Consider the following 18,828-nt stretch of genomic DNA (forward strand, 5'->3'; position numbering starts at 1 on the left):
CATATTTGCAAACCACTCAATTGTGACACCAAGTCGATTTTTTCACCGAGGAAGTAAATTCGCCACCGGTTAGGGTGGCGAATTTAGCATTAATACACTTCCGGATTAGGGTCTGTTTTTTCCATTTCCAGCGAGGCTGCCAGCAAGGCCAGTCGCGCGACCACACCATACATATAGAAGCGATTTGGCGCCGCAGTACCAGGTTTTGCCTGGTAATCCGGCAATGCGTGCTGATGTGCAAATGCCAGCGGCACGTAATGTGCACCCGGCGCATTCAGATTCTCATCATTGCCACGTTCTGCATGCACACGATAGAAACCGCCAACCACATAGCGATCTATCATGTAGACCACCGGCTCCGCGACCGATTCATTGATGTGCTCAAAAGTCGGCACGCCTTCCTGAATAATCACGTCCGTAACTTCCAAGCCATCTTTGACGACCGACATCTTGTTACGCTGCTTGCGGTTCAGATCCTTGACTTCGCTCGCATCGTGCACGGTCATGATGCCCATGCCGTAAGTACCGGCATCGGCCTTGATGATCACGAACGGTTTTTCCTTGATGCCGTATTCCTTGTACTTCTTGCGCATCTTCGCCAGCAAGGTATCGACATTCGAGGCCAGGCAATCTTCACCGGTATGTTCGTTGAAATTGACGTTCTCGCATTTCATGAAATACGGATTTAGCATCCATGGGTCAACGTCGATCAACTTGGCGAATTTCTTGACCACTTCATCATAGGCGGAGAAGTGATTAGTCTTGCGCCGCACAGCCCAACCGGCGTGCAAAGGCGGCAACAGATTTTGCTCGTTCACGTTTTCCAGTATCGACGGCAAGCCGGACGATAAATCGTTATTCAGCAAAATGGTGCAAGGATCAAAGTTCTTCAAACCGACGCGACGACCGTTGTGCGAGCGCTCCAGCGGCTCCAGCGTCAAGGTCGTACCATCCGGCAATTCAATCGGTGTTGGTCCGGTAACGTCCGGCGATAAGGAGCCGAGGCGTACATTCAAACCGGTTTGGCGGAAGATCTGCATTAAACGGGCGACGTTTTGCAGATAAAAGGTATTGCGCGTATGGCCTTCAGGAACCAGCAATAAATTCTTAGCGTCCGGACAATATTTTTCAATCGCCGCCATCGCTGCCTGCACCGCCAGCGGCAACATTTCTGGCGAAAGGTTGTTAAAACCACCAGGAAATAAATTGGTATCGACCGGCGCCAGCTTGAAACCGGCATTACGCAAATCGACCGAGCAATAAAAGGGCGGAGTATGTTCCTGCCATTCCAGCCGGAACCAGCGCTCGATGGCTGGCGTAGCGCTCAGGATTTTTTTCTCAAGGTCGAGCAGCGGACCATTCAAGGCCGTGACGAGATGCGGAACCATATAAACCTTATGTGCTGAACTATCGTTAATTGAAGCTGATTCTAACGGGAAATACCGATTGCGTCGTCCGCATTGCAATCGGATTTGCTCAATTTGGGATACTTAGATTAGGGCTGAAAAGCTTTTTTAAAGCCCCAAATGAAAAAAGCGCCTCGTTAAGAGGCGCTTTTGCAAACCCCGCTTGCGCGGGGCCCGTCATTTCAGAAACAACAATCAGGAGTGATACGCTGTTTCGCCGTGGCTGGTAATGTCCAGGCCTTCGCGTTCTGCTTCATCAGATACACGCAGACCGATAACCAGATCAACCAGTTTGAAGATGATGAAGGCAACTACTGCAGTCCACACGATGGTGATCGCTACAGCTTTGAATTGCACCATCACTTGATGAGCGATCGAGAAGTCTGCTGCGCCGGTACCGCCGAACGATGGCGAAGCCAATACACCGGTCAGAAGCGCACCGAAGATACCGCCAACACCGTGAACACCGAACACGTCAAATGCATCATCTGCACCCAACAAGCGTTTCAGACCAGTTACACCCCACAGGCAGATTACACCGACGAGCAAGCCAAGGATGATGGAGCCCATAGGACCGACGAAGCCGGCAGCTGGCGTGATGCCAACCAGACCAGCAACCGCACCCGAAGCAGCGCCCAACATTGAAGCTTTACCTTTGAGCATGGATTCAGCAGTGATCCATGACAGAGTCGCAGCGCCAGTTGCCAGAATCGTGTTGATGAATGCCAGACCAGCAATCGGATTTGCACCCAGAGCAGAACCAGCATTGAAACCAAACCAGCCCACCCACAGCAACGATGCACCAACCATCGTCAATGTCAGCGAATGCGGAGGCATTGCTTCTTTACCGAAACCGATACGCTTGCCAACCATGTAAGCGCCAACCAAACCAGCAACACCTGCATTGATGTGAACAACAGTACCGCCAGCGAAGTCGAGTGCACCGTCAGCAAACAACAGACCGGTAGGAGCCCACACCATGTGTGCAACCGGGATGTAGCTGAATGTGAACCACAGTACGCTGAACGCCAGCACTGCGGCAAACTTCATACGCTCGGCGAAAGCACCAACGATCAGTGCGCAAGTAATCGCAGCAAAGGTCGATTGGAACGCAACGAACACATACTCAGGAATGGTTCCCGACAGTGTGTCCGGCTTGATGCCATTCAAGAAGAGCTTGCCGAAGGTACCAACGAAGGAACCACCGTCAGCGAACACCAGGCTGTAGCCATACAGGCACCAGAGAATAGTGATCGTCGAGAAAATCACGAAGACCTGCATCAGCACGGACAACATGTTTTTCGAGCGACCCAAGCCGCCGTAGAACAAGGCGAGGCCAGGAATCGTCATCAAGATGACCAGCATCGTTGATGTCAACATCCAGGAAGTATCACCGGTGTTCAATACTGCTTCCGGCGCGGCCGGTGCAGCAGGTGCAGCTGGCGCTGCAGCAGGTGCCTCTACGACTGCTTTTTCCGTAACAACGACCACCGCTTCAGCAGCAGGCGCTGCTGCAGGTGCAGCATCTTCAGCAATCGCTGGTGCGGCAAACCCAACCGCCAGTAACAAAGCACCAGTTGCAAGGGCACTTGTGAACATTTTCTTCATACTCATCTCATTCCCCTTAAAGTGCTTCTTTACCGGTTTCGCCGGTGCGGATGCGGACGACTTGTTGCAAGTCATAGACGAAAATTTTGCCATCGCCTATTTTGCCGGTTCTTGCCGCAGTTTCGATTGCTTCGATAGCACGATCAACGATCGCATCATCAACAGCAGCTTCGATTTTTGTCTTAGGCAGAAAGTCGACCACATACTCGGCACCACGATACAGCTCTGTATGACCTTTTTGGCGACCGAAGCCTTTGACTTCAGTTACGGTGATGCCTTGCACACCGATCGAAGACAAGGCTTCGCGCACTTCATCCAGCTTGAAGGGCTTGATAATGGCGGTAATCAGTTTCATTGGAACCTCTTACGTTATTTTTAAATTAGAAAGCTTTGGAGATCGACAATACACCGGTTGTACCAGCTGTCTTTTTCACTTTGCCACTTCCGCTAGTAACAGGACCATCGCCATCAACATCTGTACCAATGATAGCTAAGCCAATGGTCGCAAATCCGAAGTCACGCGCGAGGGAAACTTTGTAGTCTGTATAGTCCAAGGAGCCGTTGTGACGCACTTTTTGTTGGCCAACATGGAAGCCCAGAGTGGTTTTGTCTGCGACTTCAAATGCAGCGTTCAACTCAAGGTAACCAGAACCTTTGGAATCAGGCGTAGCGAAGAAATCGGAAACAGTGCTGCTGTACTTCAGAGTGAACCATTTGTACGTACCGGCAGCATACAGCTCTGTCGTATTGTATTTTTTGTTGGTACCAGTGTTGAATGCGCCTGGATAGTAGTAGTACAGAACGCCAACATCACCAGTCAAGTCAGGAGCGATGGTAAATTTGTAACCACCGTACAGATCCATTTCAATGGAGCCATCTGTAAACGAATTACCGCTTACATTCGAGTTCCAGTTGCCGACATAGAAACCGCTAGAATGAGCGTAGTCGAAACCGCCTTGTACGGCTGGTTGTTTAAAGGTTTGCGAAACACCACGGAAGCGATAGTCGCTGACTACAGAAAGATTGCCTGTGAACGAATGTTCTGGCACTGCATCCTCAGCATGTGCCATGCTACCGGCGAACGCACCCATTACAGCAACCGCAATAATCAGTTTTTTCATGATCTTCCCTTTAAAGTTGAATGTAGAAACCAAACGTTGGTTATCTTCGATTCCTATTTAGCAGGACTCATGCCAGCCTTTTTTAGACTAGATGTATTATCATTTTTATCATTTACAGTTGTCGGATCGTATATTTCTTGTTTGCCTACGCCCCGATACGCACTTTTATAGCACGCACAAATCAGAATTGCACCTTTATGGTGCCAAATAACCACTTTATTTCGAGGATATGATGGAAAAGCCAAATTTCTTTAGCGATATGCAAGACAAAATCAATCAGGCTTTGGAAAACTCACCAGCCAAGGACATTGAAAAGAATGTAAAGGCGATGATGAGCCAGGGATTTTCCAAGCTGGATCTGGTGACACGAGAAGAATTCGACGTGCAAGCGCAAGTATTAGCCAACACCCGCGCCAAGCTTGAAACACTGGAAGCACAAGTCGCAGCGCTGGAAGCACAACTGAAAAAATAAGCGCACGCACTATTTATATAGTTCATATCCGATACGACTGGCGACACAACCAGTCTTGTCGCATGCGACTAGCCGTATCGTTTCAGCAATAAGCAGCATTGACATCCAATGAGAATAAAAGGGTCAAGCCATGCGTATGAGCGACGAAGAGTACTTCCGCAGTTGCGTCGCCAAGGAGCGGCACTTGGCGCAACTGCTGGGTCATCACAATGTAGAAGAGTTTTATGAGAGCGCAGGTTCGCTCTGGGAAAACACCAAGCTTTTGCCCAAGTGGACCCGCGACTGGCAAGCCTGCGGACCATTGATAGCCGAATATGACTTGGTCATCAGCTACGACCAAGGAACAACTGATCCGAACGGTAAAGCGGTCCACATCGGCACAACCGTCGTGCATTTTTCCGATCATCCCAGTAAATGCCAGGCAATCAGATTCGCCATCGTAAAAGCGGTAATCGCACAGCTGGAACACACCAAGCACTGCAAACACTGAAAGCAACAAGCCCACAACAAAAACAATCCGAAAAGGAAGGTAATGAGCCTAGCCGTTTTGAGAAGTCGCGCACTAACTGGTATGCAAGCACCGGAAGTCACCGTCGAAGTACATCTGGCCAATGGATTACCCAGCTTTACGATTGTTGGCCTGCCTGAAACCGAAGTGAAGGAATCCAAAGATCGTGTGCGTGCTGCCTTGCAGAATGCTGGCTTTGAATTCCCTGCACGCCGCATCACCGTCAATCTGGCGCCAGCCGATCTACCCAAAGAATCGGGACGGTTTGATTTACCGATTGCGCTCGGCATACTCGCCGCCTCCGGCCAAATGCCGGCTGACACCCTGGATAAGTACGAATTTGCCGGAGAACTATCCCTGTCCGGCGAGTTACGCCCGATACGCGGGGCGCTTGCGATGACTTTTGCGATGCACCGTTCTGGTGATAAAAGCGGCCAACAACGTGCATTCATACTCCCGCGCATGAATGCCGATGAAGCTGCCCTGGTCAACGACGTCACGATACTACCGGCCGATTCGCTCTTGCAGGTGTGCGCACACTTCGCCGCTCTTGACCCAGATGCGCGCCTGACACGCCATATCGCCGCACCCATCAGCATCCGTCCCAACTACCCGGATCTGGCTGAAGTAAAAGGACAGATACAGGCCAAACGCGCATTGGAAGTTGCTGCTGCTGGCGGCCACAGCCTACTTATGGTTGGACCTCCAGGTACAGGCAAGTCCATGCTGGCCGCACGCTTCGCCGGCATCCTGCCGCCAATGACGGATGATGAAGCACTGGAATCAGCCGCCGTACAATCGCTAACCAGCGGTTTCAACAGTGCGCGCTGGAAAGTCCGCCCTTATCGTGCACCGCATCACACTGCATCCGGCGTGGCATTGGTTGGTGGTGGCGGTACACCACGTCCGGGAGAAATTTCACTCGCGCACCGCGGCGTGCTTTTTCTTGATGAGCTGCCCGTTAGGTGACAAGAAAGTGATTGTTTAAAAAAATGAAGGTTGGAATGTATTAATTCCAATTTATCGGTGGCAATGCCTTTTCACTCCAACTCGCCACCAGCGCGAGCACATATCATCGGTATACGTGCTTGCTTTGATCAAATCCAAGTACTTCTGCCGACCAGATAGAGTACTCGTGGATCACGTTCATATTCCATCAGTTAGTTCATCGCAGCGCTTACATCGGCGCTCATGGCTCCGCCTTTTCTGCGGTCATTCCCACACCAGTTGCTGAACGCCTTGCCAACAGCCCATTTTGTAAGCGATTCGATACCTCATCGCATTGTCGCCCGCCATGCGATTTAACAAACAGCGTTCTATCGGCCTGAAACCTTGTTCGCCTCAAGAGCGGAAAACCGATCTTGGTCATGCGGAACCTGTTCCGCGAAGAATTGAAAAATAACGTGAATATCAACAAACTCAGGCCACCTACGTCTACTACGTTTGGCAAACAAGTGTTTTACCAACATGCGGTAAACATTCGCGCATTTGAAAGTTGTCGCCTTTTAAAACTTATAAATAGAAGTGGTACGGATCAACCGTCACCAAATAACATTAATAATAAAAAGGCAACATTATGATTTTCAACCTTGAATTTAGCCAAGTCGGCGATTTTATCGAATCCGTTGTAAAAACCTTGGACACATACCCGGTCGGAGCAACTTTCCTCCTAGTAGCAATCGCCATGGCAATCTATTGGCACCGCAAAAAACCGTAATAATGGCGGCTCGTCGCAATAAAACGACGAGCCGTTGTCAGCGACAAATTACTTTATGGCAACATTGAATTTAAGAAAAACTATTTTTACTTACTTCCATTTTGAAACAAATATTATTATATTTGCAATATTTATTCTCACTCGTGAACTATTTCAATAATTAAATAGACTATTTTTAAATATTTATTACCTTTAAATTCAATTGGTTATGAACTTTATTTAATAATTTCAACGTTCCTCTATCTAGATAGAGGATTGAAGATAGTAAAAAATGAGATCGTCAATACTCATAGGACGAATCATGATTTCTTCTTTGCTTACGTTACTTACTAAATCTCTTATACAGTTGTCTGAGGTATCTATGCGATTAATGCCATTGTTACTATCAATTGGCGTAATTCTTGGCTTTGTAGTTTTGCTTGTTTTGGCTTGGAAAGTAAAACCTTAATGAATATCAAACCTTGGGCAAGAATGCCAAACACTTGGATACGAAACGGCACCATCCTCAAATTCAACTGGGTAGCCGACGGATCCTCCGGTACAGCAGCACTTATATTGTTTTATGCACTTTGCCAATACGCCACTGAGCGGCTAGCGAAACCCATACAAGGAAAACAAGCCGCAGTATCTACACCACTCGAAAATTTAGCGATAAGCAATAACGACAAGAACAGAATCCTTGATATATCAACGTCAGCTACAGTAACCCCTGACATGACATCTCACGCGGCACCACCCTGGACGCTAGGGAAAAGCACTGAAAATTATCTGAGGTCTAGTAGCGAAGAAACAGTCGTGGGAGCGATGGTGGCCAGATTGACTTACGAAGACTTCATACAAATCACTGGGCTATCGAAGAAACTAATTTCCCTAGGCTTGCAAAAGCTTTTAGAGAGGAAGTTGATTCGCCGAATTGATGGCGCAGGATCATATGAGATTTATGGCTTAGGAAGTGGTGAGCAATGGTCAAAATTACCAGGCTTGGAATTGTTGACACCAGCAAAAACAAGTTTTGCTCCCTTTTCGAATTTTTTTATGCGTGGGAGACATGAGTTAAATGCGATGAAACTTTATTTTTACTATGCATCAACTCGTGATCGAGACAACGCATTCAGTACACCCGCATTCCCTACGATACTTTCAAAAACCGGCGTCCCGGAACGAGAAATACCAAAAGCGAATTCATTTCTTTTAACCTCTGGGTTGTTATACCGCACGAGGTCTATGGAAAAAGATGATACAAAACCGCATGAAGCAAATCACTACTATTTGACCGGGTATAAATCTTTTTTTAAAAAATAGAAAAAATACTAACGTATGGCGATAGTGCATGGTACCAGTGCACTAAAGGCATAAAATCCAATTACAAGTTCTACGAAGGGGTAATATAAACAAACGTGTGCCACGGAGAATATTATGTCCTATAGCCCTAGCAAAAAATTCACGATTAGCGGCATTATTAATGACGACACACTTGTGCTTGGAATACCTCATCATCGATTTAAACAAATCCTAGAAGAATCATTCTCCAAACAATTTGAATTTCAAGCTCGTGCTTTGAGCGAAAAAGTAAAGGGCGTACATGGCATGGACAGCGCCCCCGAAGAAAAGCCCTGATCTGAAAAACAAATGAGCATTGATTTTATGCCCAGAGGGCGACCAGATCGACATCATCACTATCAGGCCGTTCTCCTGTTTGTAATGGATCAATTTGAAGCACCATTGGTAGGTCAAATGCAGTCCCCGTAACAACACAACACCCCTTAGCTAAGGTTGGTATCAAAGCCTTTGACAGGCCGTCCAAAGTGGTTATCGTGTTGTCGAGTAAAAATAAATCCCGATCATTGACCAGTCTGTGAATAAAAAAATTGTGCAACTGAGACACGATGGTAGGAGATATATCTGCTGGACGCTGGCTTGAAATCGTAATAAACATTCCGAATTTTCGCCCTTCTTTTATTATTTCCTCAAATAGCTCCAACCTATGATCCTTCCAACTTTCATGCTCTCGCGATGATTGTTGTGAAAGGATGTTGTGCGCCTCATCGATTACCAAATGAATTGTTTTGTTTGGTGGAGTTTGAACAGTCCGCCGATGTTCATGATAATAATTTTTAGCTATAAGCAACGGAAGAACTTTCTTAACTTCGTTGTTGCAACGTCTTAACGAAATTACAGTCAAAACTCGCTCTGGCACAACGGCAGCACCTATCGTTACGACCTTTCTTAGATTGTTTAGTGATGCCTCTATCCTTTTAAGCAGAGGTTGGATGTGTTCAAATTGAACATATCCTTGAACTAAGTCTCTAGATAATTGCAAATTAGCTCGGATGACCAATTGATCAAATGGGTCTACATTACTAACATCTATAGCATCCACAGTTGCAGCAAGTACCGCAGCATACCCTCTACCATCTGCATTTAAATAAGTATTGGCTTGCCCTCTATGGACGAACGAATTGTTGTGCCATGCGGTGATATTGAGAATCTCAGATAAAGCCTCGTCATTGATGATGCTAGCAATTCTTCGAACCAAATCGAGAGTTTCAGACTTTGGCGAAGCTGCGCAAAATGTATGTCTAATTGTCGACTTGATGTAGTTTGAGAAAGCATTGTGATTATTCACATTCCTTCTGCGTCCATCGACAATGCGCGTGAGGAAAGGCCTCTGTGTATTTTGGGTCGCCTGAAACAGAATGCTCAACGTTTCAACGTCCCAAAATTCATTCTCGCTCAAAGTAAATTTATCTCCGCCTACCTCTTGAGTTGAAAGACGGAGCACTTGCTTTGCATCGTCGTTCGTAAGCTGCCCACCAGTATATTCGCCATTAAAATCCAAAAAAACAAAAGTACTTTTCCCTGGCAAGACATCAGCCATTTTTTCAAAAAGTACGGTGTAAAGCTTAGCCAGCGTATTTGATTTTCCACTTCCGGTATTACCGAAAATTCCAATATGGCTATTGAATAATTTTTGCCATGGCATTGAAATAGGAATTTCTTCTTTGAGCATTTTTCCGATGAAGAATCCATCAGCATTATCTCGCCCATAAATTGCGGCGATCTTCTCTTCTTTTAGAAGAAAAACCTCATCTTTAATCATAGGCATAAACTTAATGCCTTCTTTAAACTGCTCATTTTCAAAGTAGCCAATAGGGCGCGCATCTACTTTTCGAACATAGTCCACTTTATGGTCGAAGGTTTCTACTCGACTTTCGTCTAAATATTCTCCCTCTACCAAGCACACAATTTTTCTGAAACCTCGTTGTACATACAAGTACTCTCTAATCGATACTCCTTTGTATTTTTCACCGTCCAGAAAAAGTGTTTCTCGACTAGATTTTTCATCTATCTTCAAGGTAATTCGAATGCCGGATACTGCTATCACCTCACCTACTTTGATACTCATTGCCCAGCCTCTTCTACATTTTCCGCAGGAGCAGGTTCTTCATCAACCGGATTAACGTTGAAAATCAATCTGTTGAATGCTGAAAAATCCAGATTTCCATTCTCAAGTGACATATATTCGACATTTTTATAGATACCAAAATATTTTTTCATGTTGACTAGCTCTAAAGCATTGAAACAGCAAATATAGACTTTGAGACTTCGATTCGATAGAGATCGCCTAACGAGATTTAATATGTGCTCATCTGCGAAAGAAAATCCAAAAGTTATAAGCACAGCATTCGTTTTTTCAAGCTCATAACTCAAAAGCCTAAGCATTTGATAGTAGTGTTCTTCAAATACAGTTTCGTGGAATTTCCATTTAGTTGGATTCACAATCGGTAGCTTTTTATACTCTAACCAAAAGTTTTCTATTTCTTCAGGAGTGAGATCGCCTTCAGGAAGGTCATCAACATTACTATTTATGTCCATTAGACGCTCAGAGAACGGACGCAATTTAGCTAGAGTATCTAGAGATATTATTTCTGCATTCACTGTTGGAGAGTAATCAACCTGAATGCTCGCATCGTTTTTTTTCCAATAAACGGAGCCATGGAGATGTATAAGATTGATCTGCGGAATTCCATGATGGCTCCTCTCGAAAACACCAGTTTGACAAAGGAAGCTATTAAAATTTTTGGCTTGAAGAATCCTTCGCCCAAATCCTCGAGTTCCATCATTCAGCACAAAATCATCGGTTTCTGCTTGGAGTACGCTATCAGCGACATGCGCTAAACAGCCATCATAGTTAGTTGTAAAGACGTTGCACCGTTTATCCATTGGTTTACGATGTTGAAGTATTTCAATGACGGTTTTGATAAAGTCGGCATAATTCTCCACCACCTTCCGTTTGTTCTCATCAGCAACCGTAGCCGTTAGCGAAAAACTGATTACCGGCTGGATGCACGTTACGTAGTAATGCATAAACAGCAGAGTCAATCGCATTTCGTCTTTAGATTGATCGTAGTGTGTGGCAAGTGTCTCTATTGTTTGTGGGGTTGAGTCCGCTGCTTTTACATTCAATGCAAGTGTCGGAAATAATCCGTAAGAAGCTCCGGCACCCAATAGAAAATTTAGGTCTTTGTCGTACACATCACTGATAGCAATTCTCTGTTCCATAATTTCCCTCGTCCCATTTGCAAGTCTTTACAGGCATATAAAAAAATTTATCAACACACGGTTGGCGTGCAAGTTCAGATGCTATCTATACTGATGTCAACCATACAAATTTGTAATTACAACCTAGCTTATCCATCCTATATATATGGGATGGGCGAGGCAAAAAAGGTTAAATATCGAAACATAAATCAAAATTTATGACCACGACACACAGCTGATCGCCCTTAAGGCTCTAAACTGATAGTCATTGAAATGTCACGGTGACACAACCAATTAAAAAATTGACTACTAACAAACATGAATTATTAGGTGGAGTGCCACAATGGACAGACAGTGCGCTCATAGCAGAGATCAAAAGAATTCGAGATGCTATTCGTAAATGGGCGAAATCTCATGACCTCTGGTTTGATTGCGGCTTTACAAGCCATCTCGATCATGTAGATTGTGAGCCACCAGATCCACCTATCGTCACCTTACTGACATGTGACGGTGGTCTATATTCAGTCTTAAGCGGAGAAGATCCAGAAGGCTTAGAACGTGAATTTAGTGCTTTGCTCGATACACTTGGCTATCACTATGAAAATATCGACGGCGTTACGATAGCGATTTATGCTGCAGATCCTTTAGCCTCCACAGCCTTTAAGGATTTTTTTCATTGGCAATGGGTCTGCAGTCTAGTAAAGCTAGATACTGCCGACGTTTATCATGAGCTCTACAGTCACTTTGCTCGACGGCCAGATGATCTTCACAGACTTCATTGGCGCGATTTCGAAATTCTTCTCTTTCGTATTTTTCAAAATCAAGGGTTTGAAGCCGTACTTGGACCTGGACGTGGCGATAATGGGATCGACCTTCGACTTTGGCAACGCAATCCCATCGGCGACATCCTTACTCTAGTTCAAGCAAAGTGTTATGCCAAAAAAAATAAAATCAACCTCACTGAAGTTGCCGCTCTATATGGAATCGGCCAGATTGAGCACGCGGATAATACATTATTCGTAACTACATCGAGCTATGCACCGGTCGCTCGCCGTTTTGCTGCTCGAACTTCGGGGTCATTACAATTAGCAGAAAGAAATGACATTGCTCAATGGTGCTCACGCGCGACAGCGGGCATTATTGCGGACAAATCGTCTCTTGTTTCCCCTGCATCAGTACAACGTATTATTGACGATGTTGCGGGACGAAAAGATTCTCGAATAGTCCATGCAAGCTATGGGCGAAATATGATCTTTAATAACTTTGCATTGGTAATAAAAGAGACTCAACATGCAGCCCTTCTAATGAAAATTGCAAATCGTATAGTTTCACATGATGGCTACGAGCAAAGTGGATTTGTAGTTCCGATCATTGACGGGACGACTGCTTCACGTTTTAACGGTGACACGGTATTCCGCGCTAAGCGTAGTACTAAAAACGGTCAAGTTTCGTACTGGGATGGTGAAAATCTTTACCAAGTTTGGGACGGAAAACAGCAATACTTTAGTTTCCTAGACTAGAGCTGTTGGCAACTTTAACCACATTAAATTTCCTAGAGGCAGCACGATTTCAACTGGCTTTTTTTTGTCCATTTTTAGAGTGCGGCAGAAACAATTTTATGTTGTCTAGTTCTGCTTTCAATTCTAGGCATACATAAAGCAACGCCTTATTTCTCAGTTCATAATCCTTTTGTAGTCGTACGCTATGGCTAATTGAGGCATCTGATTTTTTTCTTGGTATTTCGCGCTCTTGTCGGCTTTTCTTGATCTTATCTATGAGTTCGGGATGATGCGTATAAACACTAGATCGATTGACCTTTGCAATTCGGCAAATGCAGCTTACGGTTAAAGGAGAGCGGGGATTGTCTTCAAGTAAAAATTTAATTGCTGTACTTATTTTTTCCGCCACACTTAATTCTTCATTTTTCATTTTGAGATTCCACTGAAGGTTTTTTCTCTGAAAATTTGGACTTATTTAGATTTGAAAGCACTTGCTTCGTCTTGCTAAATCTCTGAATCGCTATTTCCCGCGTTTGCTCTGGCAAAGCATCATTCCCCAAGAAATCTTCTTCTCTCAAATATCGGCTCTCCCACCAAGACCTATGTTTTTCTGTAACCACAAAATTTGAACACGTAGAACAAACCTCCGGAGATCTTTGTACAGGGTTAGGTTCCTTTTCGCTGCCGCGACAAGCAGATAAGGCCTGCGAATATACACAGTACCCCCAATCACAAGGCGCTAATTTCACTCCTTTTTCAATTAGTTCATCCACAATAGAGTCCAAAGTTTTTCGTCCCCGAAATGACGCGCCTGATCGCTCACCATAGATTCCTTTAAGAGCCTGGCTTGCACCTCCACCTATATTGGTGGAGCTAAGAATGTCCATCAGGCCAGCAACCAGATCCTTGCGTCCTTCTTCAGAAATCAATTTTTCCAATTCGATATCAGAACCGACGTAAGCACCATCAGTAACCGCCCGGTGCACATGACCAAAATGATGTGATAGCGCTTCTAGTGTTCGCTTATCTCTTAACACCACAAAACGTGCAAAAGTTTTCCTGGCTGCATGTGGATGCAACCGAACCGATTCAGACATTTTTTCTCGGAATGGAGCTCTAGCAAAATCGTTAATCCGTTTTTTCACCAATGCTGGATTAAATCGCCTGATTTTTTTCTGTAAATTACCTGCCATACAAGCATTTTTTGTGCTTACCAGAAGCGCGGATTCAGAGCCTGATTTTCGCTTGGATTTGTTCATATTTTCCAACAAATTAATGACCGTAACCACGCTCTCAGTAATAGCCCACGTCCTTTCACGACCATCGTTTTTTGCTGCAATTCCTTTGAGATAATAGCTAACGTCACCAAAGGAATCTTTTTTTTCGAGTAAGCATCCGACATTTAATCTTGTAATTTCTCGAAGTCTCATCCCAACTAAAAACAAGATAATGATGAGACATGCTCCCTCCAAAGTTCGACAGGCTTTTTCAAAGACAAATTTCGCCGCCTTTTCCTCCATCTTTAATTGACTTCTTAAATTATCAAATTTTTGATCACTATCAAAAGAACTAAACACTGTTCTCTTCGCAGCATTCTTCTTCGCATTTGAAATCCCCACATGACGTTTGACTTTCGCCGATACTTGGTCTGAAATATTGACTAGGTACCATCCATATTCTGATGCCCATTGAATTGAATCTTTTATCAATGGCAATGCCACGGACTCGTCAAGAGCTTTCCATGGCATGGCTTGACGTATAGGCACTATGGAATCCAATGGGAGAATGGCGGGATCTATTTTGAGTGGAGATGTGTATTCATTTCGGAGACTCCACATTTGTTGGAAGAGATTCTTGTATGCCTTGTGGGATGAAATACTTGAACTCTTCTTCTTACTTTCTGGCGATGGACTATAAGCAATGTAATCCATCAGATCTTGGGAGGACAACTGTCCAAATCGCCAAATATCTCTACTTGTCATCCAATGAACCAAACGGCTTATATGAAAAAACCAGTTACAAACCGTGCCGCTTGAGACACTCAATCCACGCGTAATTCGAGGCATAAGAATCATCGCCATCAGCAAGCCCTTACAACTTTTTCTTAAATATTCTCTTTGATACTTTGTCCCTATTTCATCTTGAAATAGATCCTGCCAATTTACTGAATGAGTCTCTCCGTCAAAAAGTTCGTTTGGCTTCAATACCCACTTTGACCTTCCTAGATGATGAATCAAGTTCTTATTCATTTTTTACTCAATCCAAGGAATTAACGCAGAATTACTCAAAGTCAGCGCCCGCTCTTTTACTTTTTTATCTATTGCTGGAATCAATTCATTCTGAAGAATTAGATATGTAGATTCATAAAGTGCTTTATATCTTTGCCACCATCCTTCAGTCGTAGCTCTTGCTCGAGCTACATTTAATGCCTCATATGCATCTAATAATCTGGCCGCGGTTTTAACGTCATCGAGCGGTATCAAAGCGCCAGGACAAGTTGCGCACTTCATGAATTGTTTACAAAGCGAACCAGGCTTGCTACCGCTCGCAATACCGTTATAAGGATCCTTACATCTAAATCCAAAAACTGTGTCGGCACCATTAGTTACAGCATCAGCAATCAAAAATGTCTGAGTGTCTTGTGAAGGTTTTCTCAAACTTATGCGAACAAGTTCACCTTGAAATTTTCTAATTACTTGATCATGTTTCTCGGCAAGGTCGTCGGTGTCGGTATAGATAGCAGTTGTACCCAATGACATGTGATTCAATCTGGATTTCGCACTCTCCATTGAGCCCCCGGCTCGATGATGTGCGACCGCTCCTGATGCACGAAGACTTCTTAAGGTGAATTGAGGCAACTGATTACGCTTGATAAATGAATGTAACTGCAAGTTTAGATTACTCAATCCGAACCTTCCAAAGGTTCCCCCTCGACAGCGCGTAAGAAATAAATACTTTTGCTCCCACTCTGCGCAACGCAAACGGCTCGAAGCCGTCAGCTCCATGAGTAGTCTAATAATAGAAGGGGAACTCCACTTTTTTCCAGTAGGAAAATCAACGCGTTGCTCTTTTCTACTACGTCCTTTTTCCCATTTCAGATTTTCAAGGTCATTCCTCAAAGGGTGCGGCGAGATGCAGTCTTGCTCCAATCGAAGGATCGCTTCAGGATTGCCGCTCGTTTGGATAAGAATCGCAAGATAAAATGGAAATACGCATTCGCTGGACAGCCAAAGCAACTTGTTAAGTTTCACAATTCCACCGAACTCGTCAACTAGTCTGATGTTCTTCCGATTTTTTCTGCATACTGCATATTCAGGAATATCTCCGCAACCTTGATCTAATAACTGGAGGAGATAAGATGCTTTGCGTCGCTCATCCGAATCTCGTACTTCACCTGCAAAGAGACGCTTGCCGAATGCGATATTTGCTTCTACCACTTCAATTTCTGCATAGCAGGCTGACAATATATTTTTTAATGCATCTCCATCTATAGTCTTCTGCTTCATCGGCAATGGCACAAAAATACGTGGAACTATAAAACCCGTCTCTTTATGTAGTATTCCCGGAACGTTTCTCCTGCACCAAGCAAGCAAAGAAGTAACCATCAACATCGTATTTTTGGCCGCATGTACTTTGTAATTAATTACAAGCCAGTCTCTAAATGAATGCAGAATATTTTTAGGAAGAGGTCTTATTAGTTCCAAGCGTTCTTCTATCAAAAATACGCTAAATTTTTTCAATGCTAGAAAGGCCTGCCTTTTCGTTGATAACGCGGTATGCCCCAAATGAGCCAAGATCGCCCGCTTAAAAGCCAAGGATATATCTGACGGCAGTTCCAAATGACCTATGTCCAGCACGACAATGTCTCCGCCTTCGACTCTAAATTGCAGAATGAGCGATTCATTGCTGACATCCATATTTTTCATAGCGACGCTCCATATAAATAGTCCAGCGCGGTAATCACAGACGCTGAAGAAGTTTCCATGGCTTGCAAGTAGATTTCTGTAGTCACACTGTTCGAGTGCCCCAGTAAAACCTGCAACGTTTTTAAGCTATTTAGTTCCTCACCCTGAGCATTGCTATGTTCAAGAAGACTCATGACGTGCACGGCAAAAGTATGACGGAGATGATGTAGCGTTGCGCTACATCCGATTTGGTCGGCACTTTTTCTGAATCTCTTCGTGAGCGAAGCTCTTGAGATTGGAAAATTCCTTTTGTTCAAAAATACATAATTTTCGAAATCTACTTGCGGTGAACCTCTTTCCATCAGACAGTACCAGTTAGTCTCTTCGACTAACGCAACCGGAACATGTACAGTCTGTTCTCTCGCTCCTTTGCGAAGTATTGAGATTCGCACTAGGCCGTCTGAGGCATTGTCTATTTGATTTTGCGACGGTAAATCGCTTATTCGCAGATTGCACACTTCACTTCTGCGCATCCCCGTTACTACACACCACCTCAGCATCAGCCTGTATGGCGATGGGGTAATCAAACATATTTGTCGGATCTCGTCATGCGACAAGGCTTGGGGCATACGTTGAATAACATTTGGCATCAAGGGCATCGCTCGCCTCAACCGATTAGATCGCCATGCCGTTGAGTGTCCTATTCGTTGATCAACCAGCAAATATTCGCCAAAGGGGGATCGCATACGTCCTGTGCGTTGCCCCCACGAATGAAAGCTAGTTACGACTGCCATTCGTTGGTTTGCAGTAGCACTGGAGTATTTTCTTCGTCCGCCACTTGTCACTTGGTTAACGATATAGGATCGATAAATGCCGAACGTCTCTTCAGTCACATCTATTAACAGTACCCGATTAAGAAATAGAAACGCTAGCCATGGCAAAATACTCTCAGCATACGTACGAACAGTGTCACCCGTTCTGCTCCTACTTCTCAATGAGATATCTGCGAGGAATTGAGTAGGCTCCCATATAGGCACCCCTTTCTTGTCCGTTATAACTGCAATAAGGGGCAAGTCAAAATAGCGGGGTGGAATACTTAGATTCGCATCTAGACCAGCTAACTCTAGTGCCGCAACAAAAGAAAATAGCTGTTCACGTGGCTTGATCTGCACCATTTCGAACGGTTTTATTTCTTCCATAATCGCCTCCCCGACTTGCCTCGTTAAGCCATCTTTGAGCTTAGCAGCTGATATGGGAAAACGATGGACAACATACAAATTCGGGTGCCTTATGCCCGAATTCAGCCGCACAGTACTGGAAGTATTACGCGAACCGCTGGAGTCAGGGCAAATCACAATCTCACGCGCAGCGCGGCAGGCGGACTTCCCCGCGCAATTCCAATTGATTGCAGCGATGAATCCCTGCCCATGCGGTTACCTGGGACATCCATCAAATAAATGTCGCTGCACGCCTGATCTGATCACACGCTACCAAGGAAAAATCTCCGGCCCTTTGCTCGATCGCATAGATATGCAAATTCAAGTTGGCGCACTGCCACATGAAGACTTGCTCAAGCAATCCAATGGCGAACCATCCGCACACATCGCGCAACGTGTAGCACACGCCTCATCTCGGCAAAGTGCACGTCAAGGCAAAAACAATAATCTATTGTCCAGCAGCGAGATAGAACATCATTGCAAACCCGATGATGCTGGCGAACAATTGCTGCGCACTGCAATGACTCGCCTTAACTGGTCGGCGCGTGCTTATCATCGCGTATTGAAGGTTGCTCGCACCATTGCCGATCTGGCCGATGCGCCAGTGATTGGGCACGCCCATGTGGCAGAAGCGATTCAATATAGACGCGCCTTGCGTGAGCAGTGAACGGGCATTCGTAAGATCATCCACGGCAGCATTGCGAATGAGCAACACTGACATGTCACTGGCATGGGAATTGCTAATTCAGAGATCTAGAACAAGTAACAGAAGGCCGTCATTAATCACGACGCCTTCGTTCCAACAAGTTTGCGTGATGACGTTGCCGGTCGAT

Annotated in this window: 15 protein-coding genes and 2 pseudogenes; 7 read left to right on the plus strand and 10 right to left on the minus strand. The window is 44.9% G+C overall.

Features of this window, described 5'->3' with window-relative positions; genetic code table 11:
• Positions 1 to 89 precede the first annotated feature (89 nt).
• From gshA to BQ6873_RS10525, 4 genes are all read right to left on the minus strand, one after another.
• Positions 90 to 1,388: a glutamate--cysteine ligase gene (gene gshA, locus BQ6873_RS10510; protein ID WP_076592598.1), complete on the minus strand. Its 1,299-nt coding sequence runs from the start codon at positions 1,386 to 1,388 to the stop codon at positions 90 to 92.
• 213 nt (positions 1,389 to 1,601) lie between these two features.
• Positions 1,602 to 3,020: an ammonium transporter gene (locus BQ6873_RS10515; protein WP_083664440.1), complete on the minus strand. Its 1,419-nt coding sequence runs from the start codon at positions 3,018 to 3,020 to the stop codon at positions 1,602 to 1,604.
• Between the two features lie 10 nt (positions 3,021 to 3,030).
• The gene (glnK, locus tag BQ6873_RS10520; RefSeq protein ID WP_076592600.1) at positions 3,031 to 3,369 is read right to left on the minus strand and encodes a P-II family nitrogen regulator; all 339 of its coding nucleotides are present in this window, start codon (positions 3,367 to 3,369) and stop codon (positions 3,031 to 3,033) included.
• A gap of 25 nt (positions 3,370 to 3,394) precedes the next feature.
• Positions 3,395 to 4,135: a TorF family putative porin gene (locus BQ6873_RS10525; protein WP_076592601.1), complete on the minus strand. Its 741-nt coding sequence runs from the start codon at positions 4,133 to 4,135 to the stop codon at positions 3,395 to 3,397.
• Between the two features lie 232 nt (positions 4,136 to 4,367).
• Between BQ6873_RS10525 and BQ6873_RS10530 the strand changes: the two genes are divergently transcribed.
• The 5 genes and pseudogenes from BQ6873_RS10530 to BQ6873_RS10550 all read left to right on the plus strand — a co-directional run bounded on the left by BQ6873_RS10530 (position 4,368) and on the right by BQ6873_RS10550 (position 8,449).
• Positions 4,368 to 4,607 carry an accessory factor UbiK family protein gene (locus BQ6873_RS10530; protein ID WP_076594064.1) on the plus strand — a complete coding sequence of 80 codons (240 nt, stop codon included), beginning with the start codon at positions 4,368 to 4,370 and terminating at the stop codon, positions 4,605 to 4,607.
• 130 nt (positions 4,608 to 4,737) lie between these two features.
• On the plus strand, positions 4,738 to 5,097 hold the full coding sequence (locus tag BQ6873_RS10535; protein ID WP_076592602.1) for an aminoacyl-tRNA synthetase: 360 nt from the start codon (positions 4,738 to 4,740) through the stop codon (positions 5,095 to 5,097).
• 42 nt (positions 5,098 to 5,139) lie between these two features.
• Positions 5,140 to 6,075 (plus strand): annotated as a pseudogene (locus BQ6873_RS10540) (YifB family Mg chelatase-like AAA ATPase); the annotation flags it as partial.
• A 1,204-nt stretch (positions 6,076 to 7,279) separates the two neighbouring features.
• A complete protein-coding gene (locus BQ6873_RS10545; RefSeq protein WP_076592603.1) occupies positions 7,280 to 8,134 on the plus strand; it encodes a hypothetical protein in 855 nt (284 codons plus the stop codon).
• A 114-nt stretch (positions 8,135 to 8,248) separates the two neighbouring features.
• Positions 8,249 to 8,449 carry a hypothetical protein gene (locus BQ6873_RS10550; protein WP_076592604.1) on the plus strand — a complete coding sequence of 67 codons (201 nt, stop codon included), beginning with the start codon at positions 8,249 to 8,251 and terminating at the stop codon, positions 8,447 to 8,449.
• Between the two features lie 25 nt (positions 8,450 to 8,474).
• On the opposite strand, the gene BQ6873_RS10555 is transcribed toward BQ6873_RS10550, so the two are convergent.
• Complete coding sequence (locus tag BQ6873_RS10555; protein WP_076592605.1) at positions 8,475 to 10,238, minus strand: ATP-binding protein; 1,764 nt, start codon at positions 10,236 to 10,238, stop codon at positions 8,475 to 8,477.
• A complete protein-coding gene (locus BQ6873_RS10560; protein WP_076592606.1) occupies positions 10,235 to 11,395 on the minus strand; it encodes an SIR2 family protein in 1,161 nt (386 codons plus the stop codon). Before BQ6873_RS10560 ends, BQ6873_RS10555 begins: the two co-directional genes overlap by 4 nt.
• Before the next feature lie 260 nt (positions 11,396 to 11,655).
• Here BQ6873_RS10560 and BQ6873_RS10565 point away from each other — a divergent pair, with 260 nt between their 5' ends.
• Entirely contained in the window at positions 11,656 to 12,894 is a 1,239-nt protein-coding gene (locus tag BQ6873_RS10565) for a restriction endonuclease (protein WP_197685175.1), read from the plus strand.
• A 49-nt stretch (positions 12,895 to 12,943) separates the two neighbouring features.
• Here BQ6873_RS10565 and BQ6873_RS10570 read toward each other — a convergent pair whose 3' ends face one another.
• Genes BQ6873_RS10570 through BQ6873_RS10585 form a run of 4 tightly spaced genes read right to left on the minus strand, consistent with a single transcriptional unit; the run spans position 12,944 to position 17,977 of the window.
• Positions 12,944 to 13,303, minus strand: coding sequence for a hypothetical protein (locus tag BQ6873_RS10570; RefSeq protein ID WP_076592607.1), 360 nt, complete (start codon positions 13,301 to 13,303; stop codon positions 12,944 to 12,946).
• On the minus strand, positions 13,293 to 15,122 hold the full coding sequence (locus BQ6873_RS10575) for a tyrosine-type recombinase/integrase (protein ID WP_076592608.1): 1,830 nt from the start codon (positions 15,120 to 15,122) through the stop codon (positions 13,293 to 13,295). The genes BQ6873_RS10570 and BQ6873_RS10575 overlap by 11 nt, the downstream gene beginning before the upstream one ends.
• Positions 15,123 to 15,125: 3 nt before the next feature.
• On the minus strand, positions 15,126 to 16,799 hold the full coding sequence (locus BQ6873_RS10580) for a hypothetical protein (protein WP_083664441.1): 1,674 nt from the start codon (positions 16,797 to 16,799) through the stop codon (positions 15,126 to 15,128).
• Positions 16,796 to 17,977, minus strand: a complete 1,182-nt coding sequence (locus BQ6873_RS10585) for a tyrosine-type recombinase/integrase (protein ID WP_083664442.1) — start codon at positions 17,975 to 17,977, stop codon at positions 16,796 to 16,798. Before BQ6873_RS10585 ends, BQ6873_RS10580 begins: the two co-directional genes overlap by 4 nt.
• A gap of 91 nt (positions 17,978 to 18,068) precedes the next feature.
• Between BQ6873_RS10585 and BQ6873_RS10590 the strand changes: the two are divergent.
• Positions 18,069 to 18,662 (plus strand): annotated as a pseudogene (locus tag BQ6873_RS10590) (ATP-binding protein); the annotation flags it as partial.
• Positions 18,663 to 18,828: the final 166 nt, after the last annotated feature.

Source organism: Herminiimonas arsenitoxidans, assembly GCF_900130075.1.
GTDB classification, from domain to species: Bacteria; Pseudomonadota; Gammaproteobacteria; order Burkholderiales; family Burkholderiaceae_D; genus Oxalicibacterium; species Oxalicibacterium arsenitoxidans.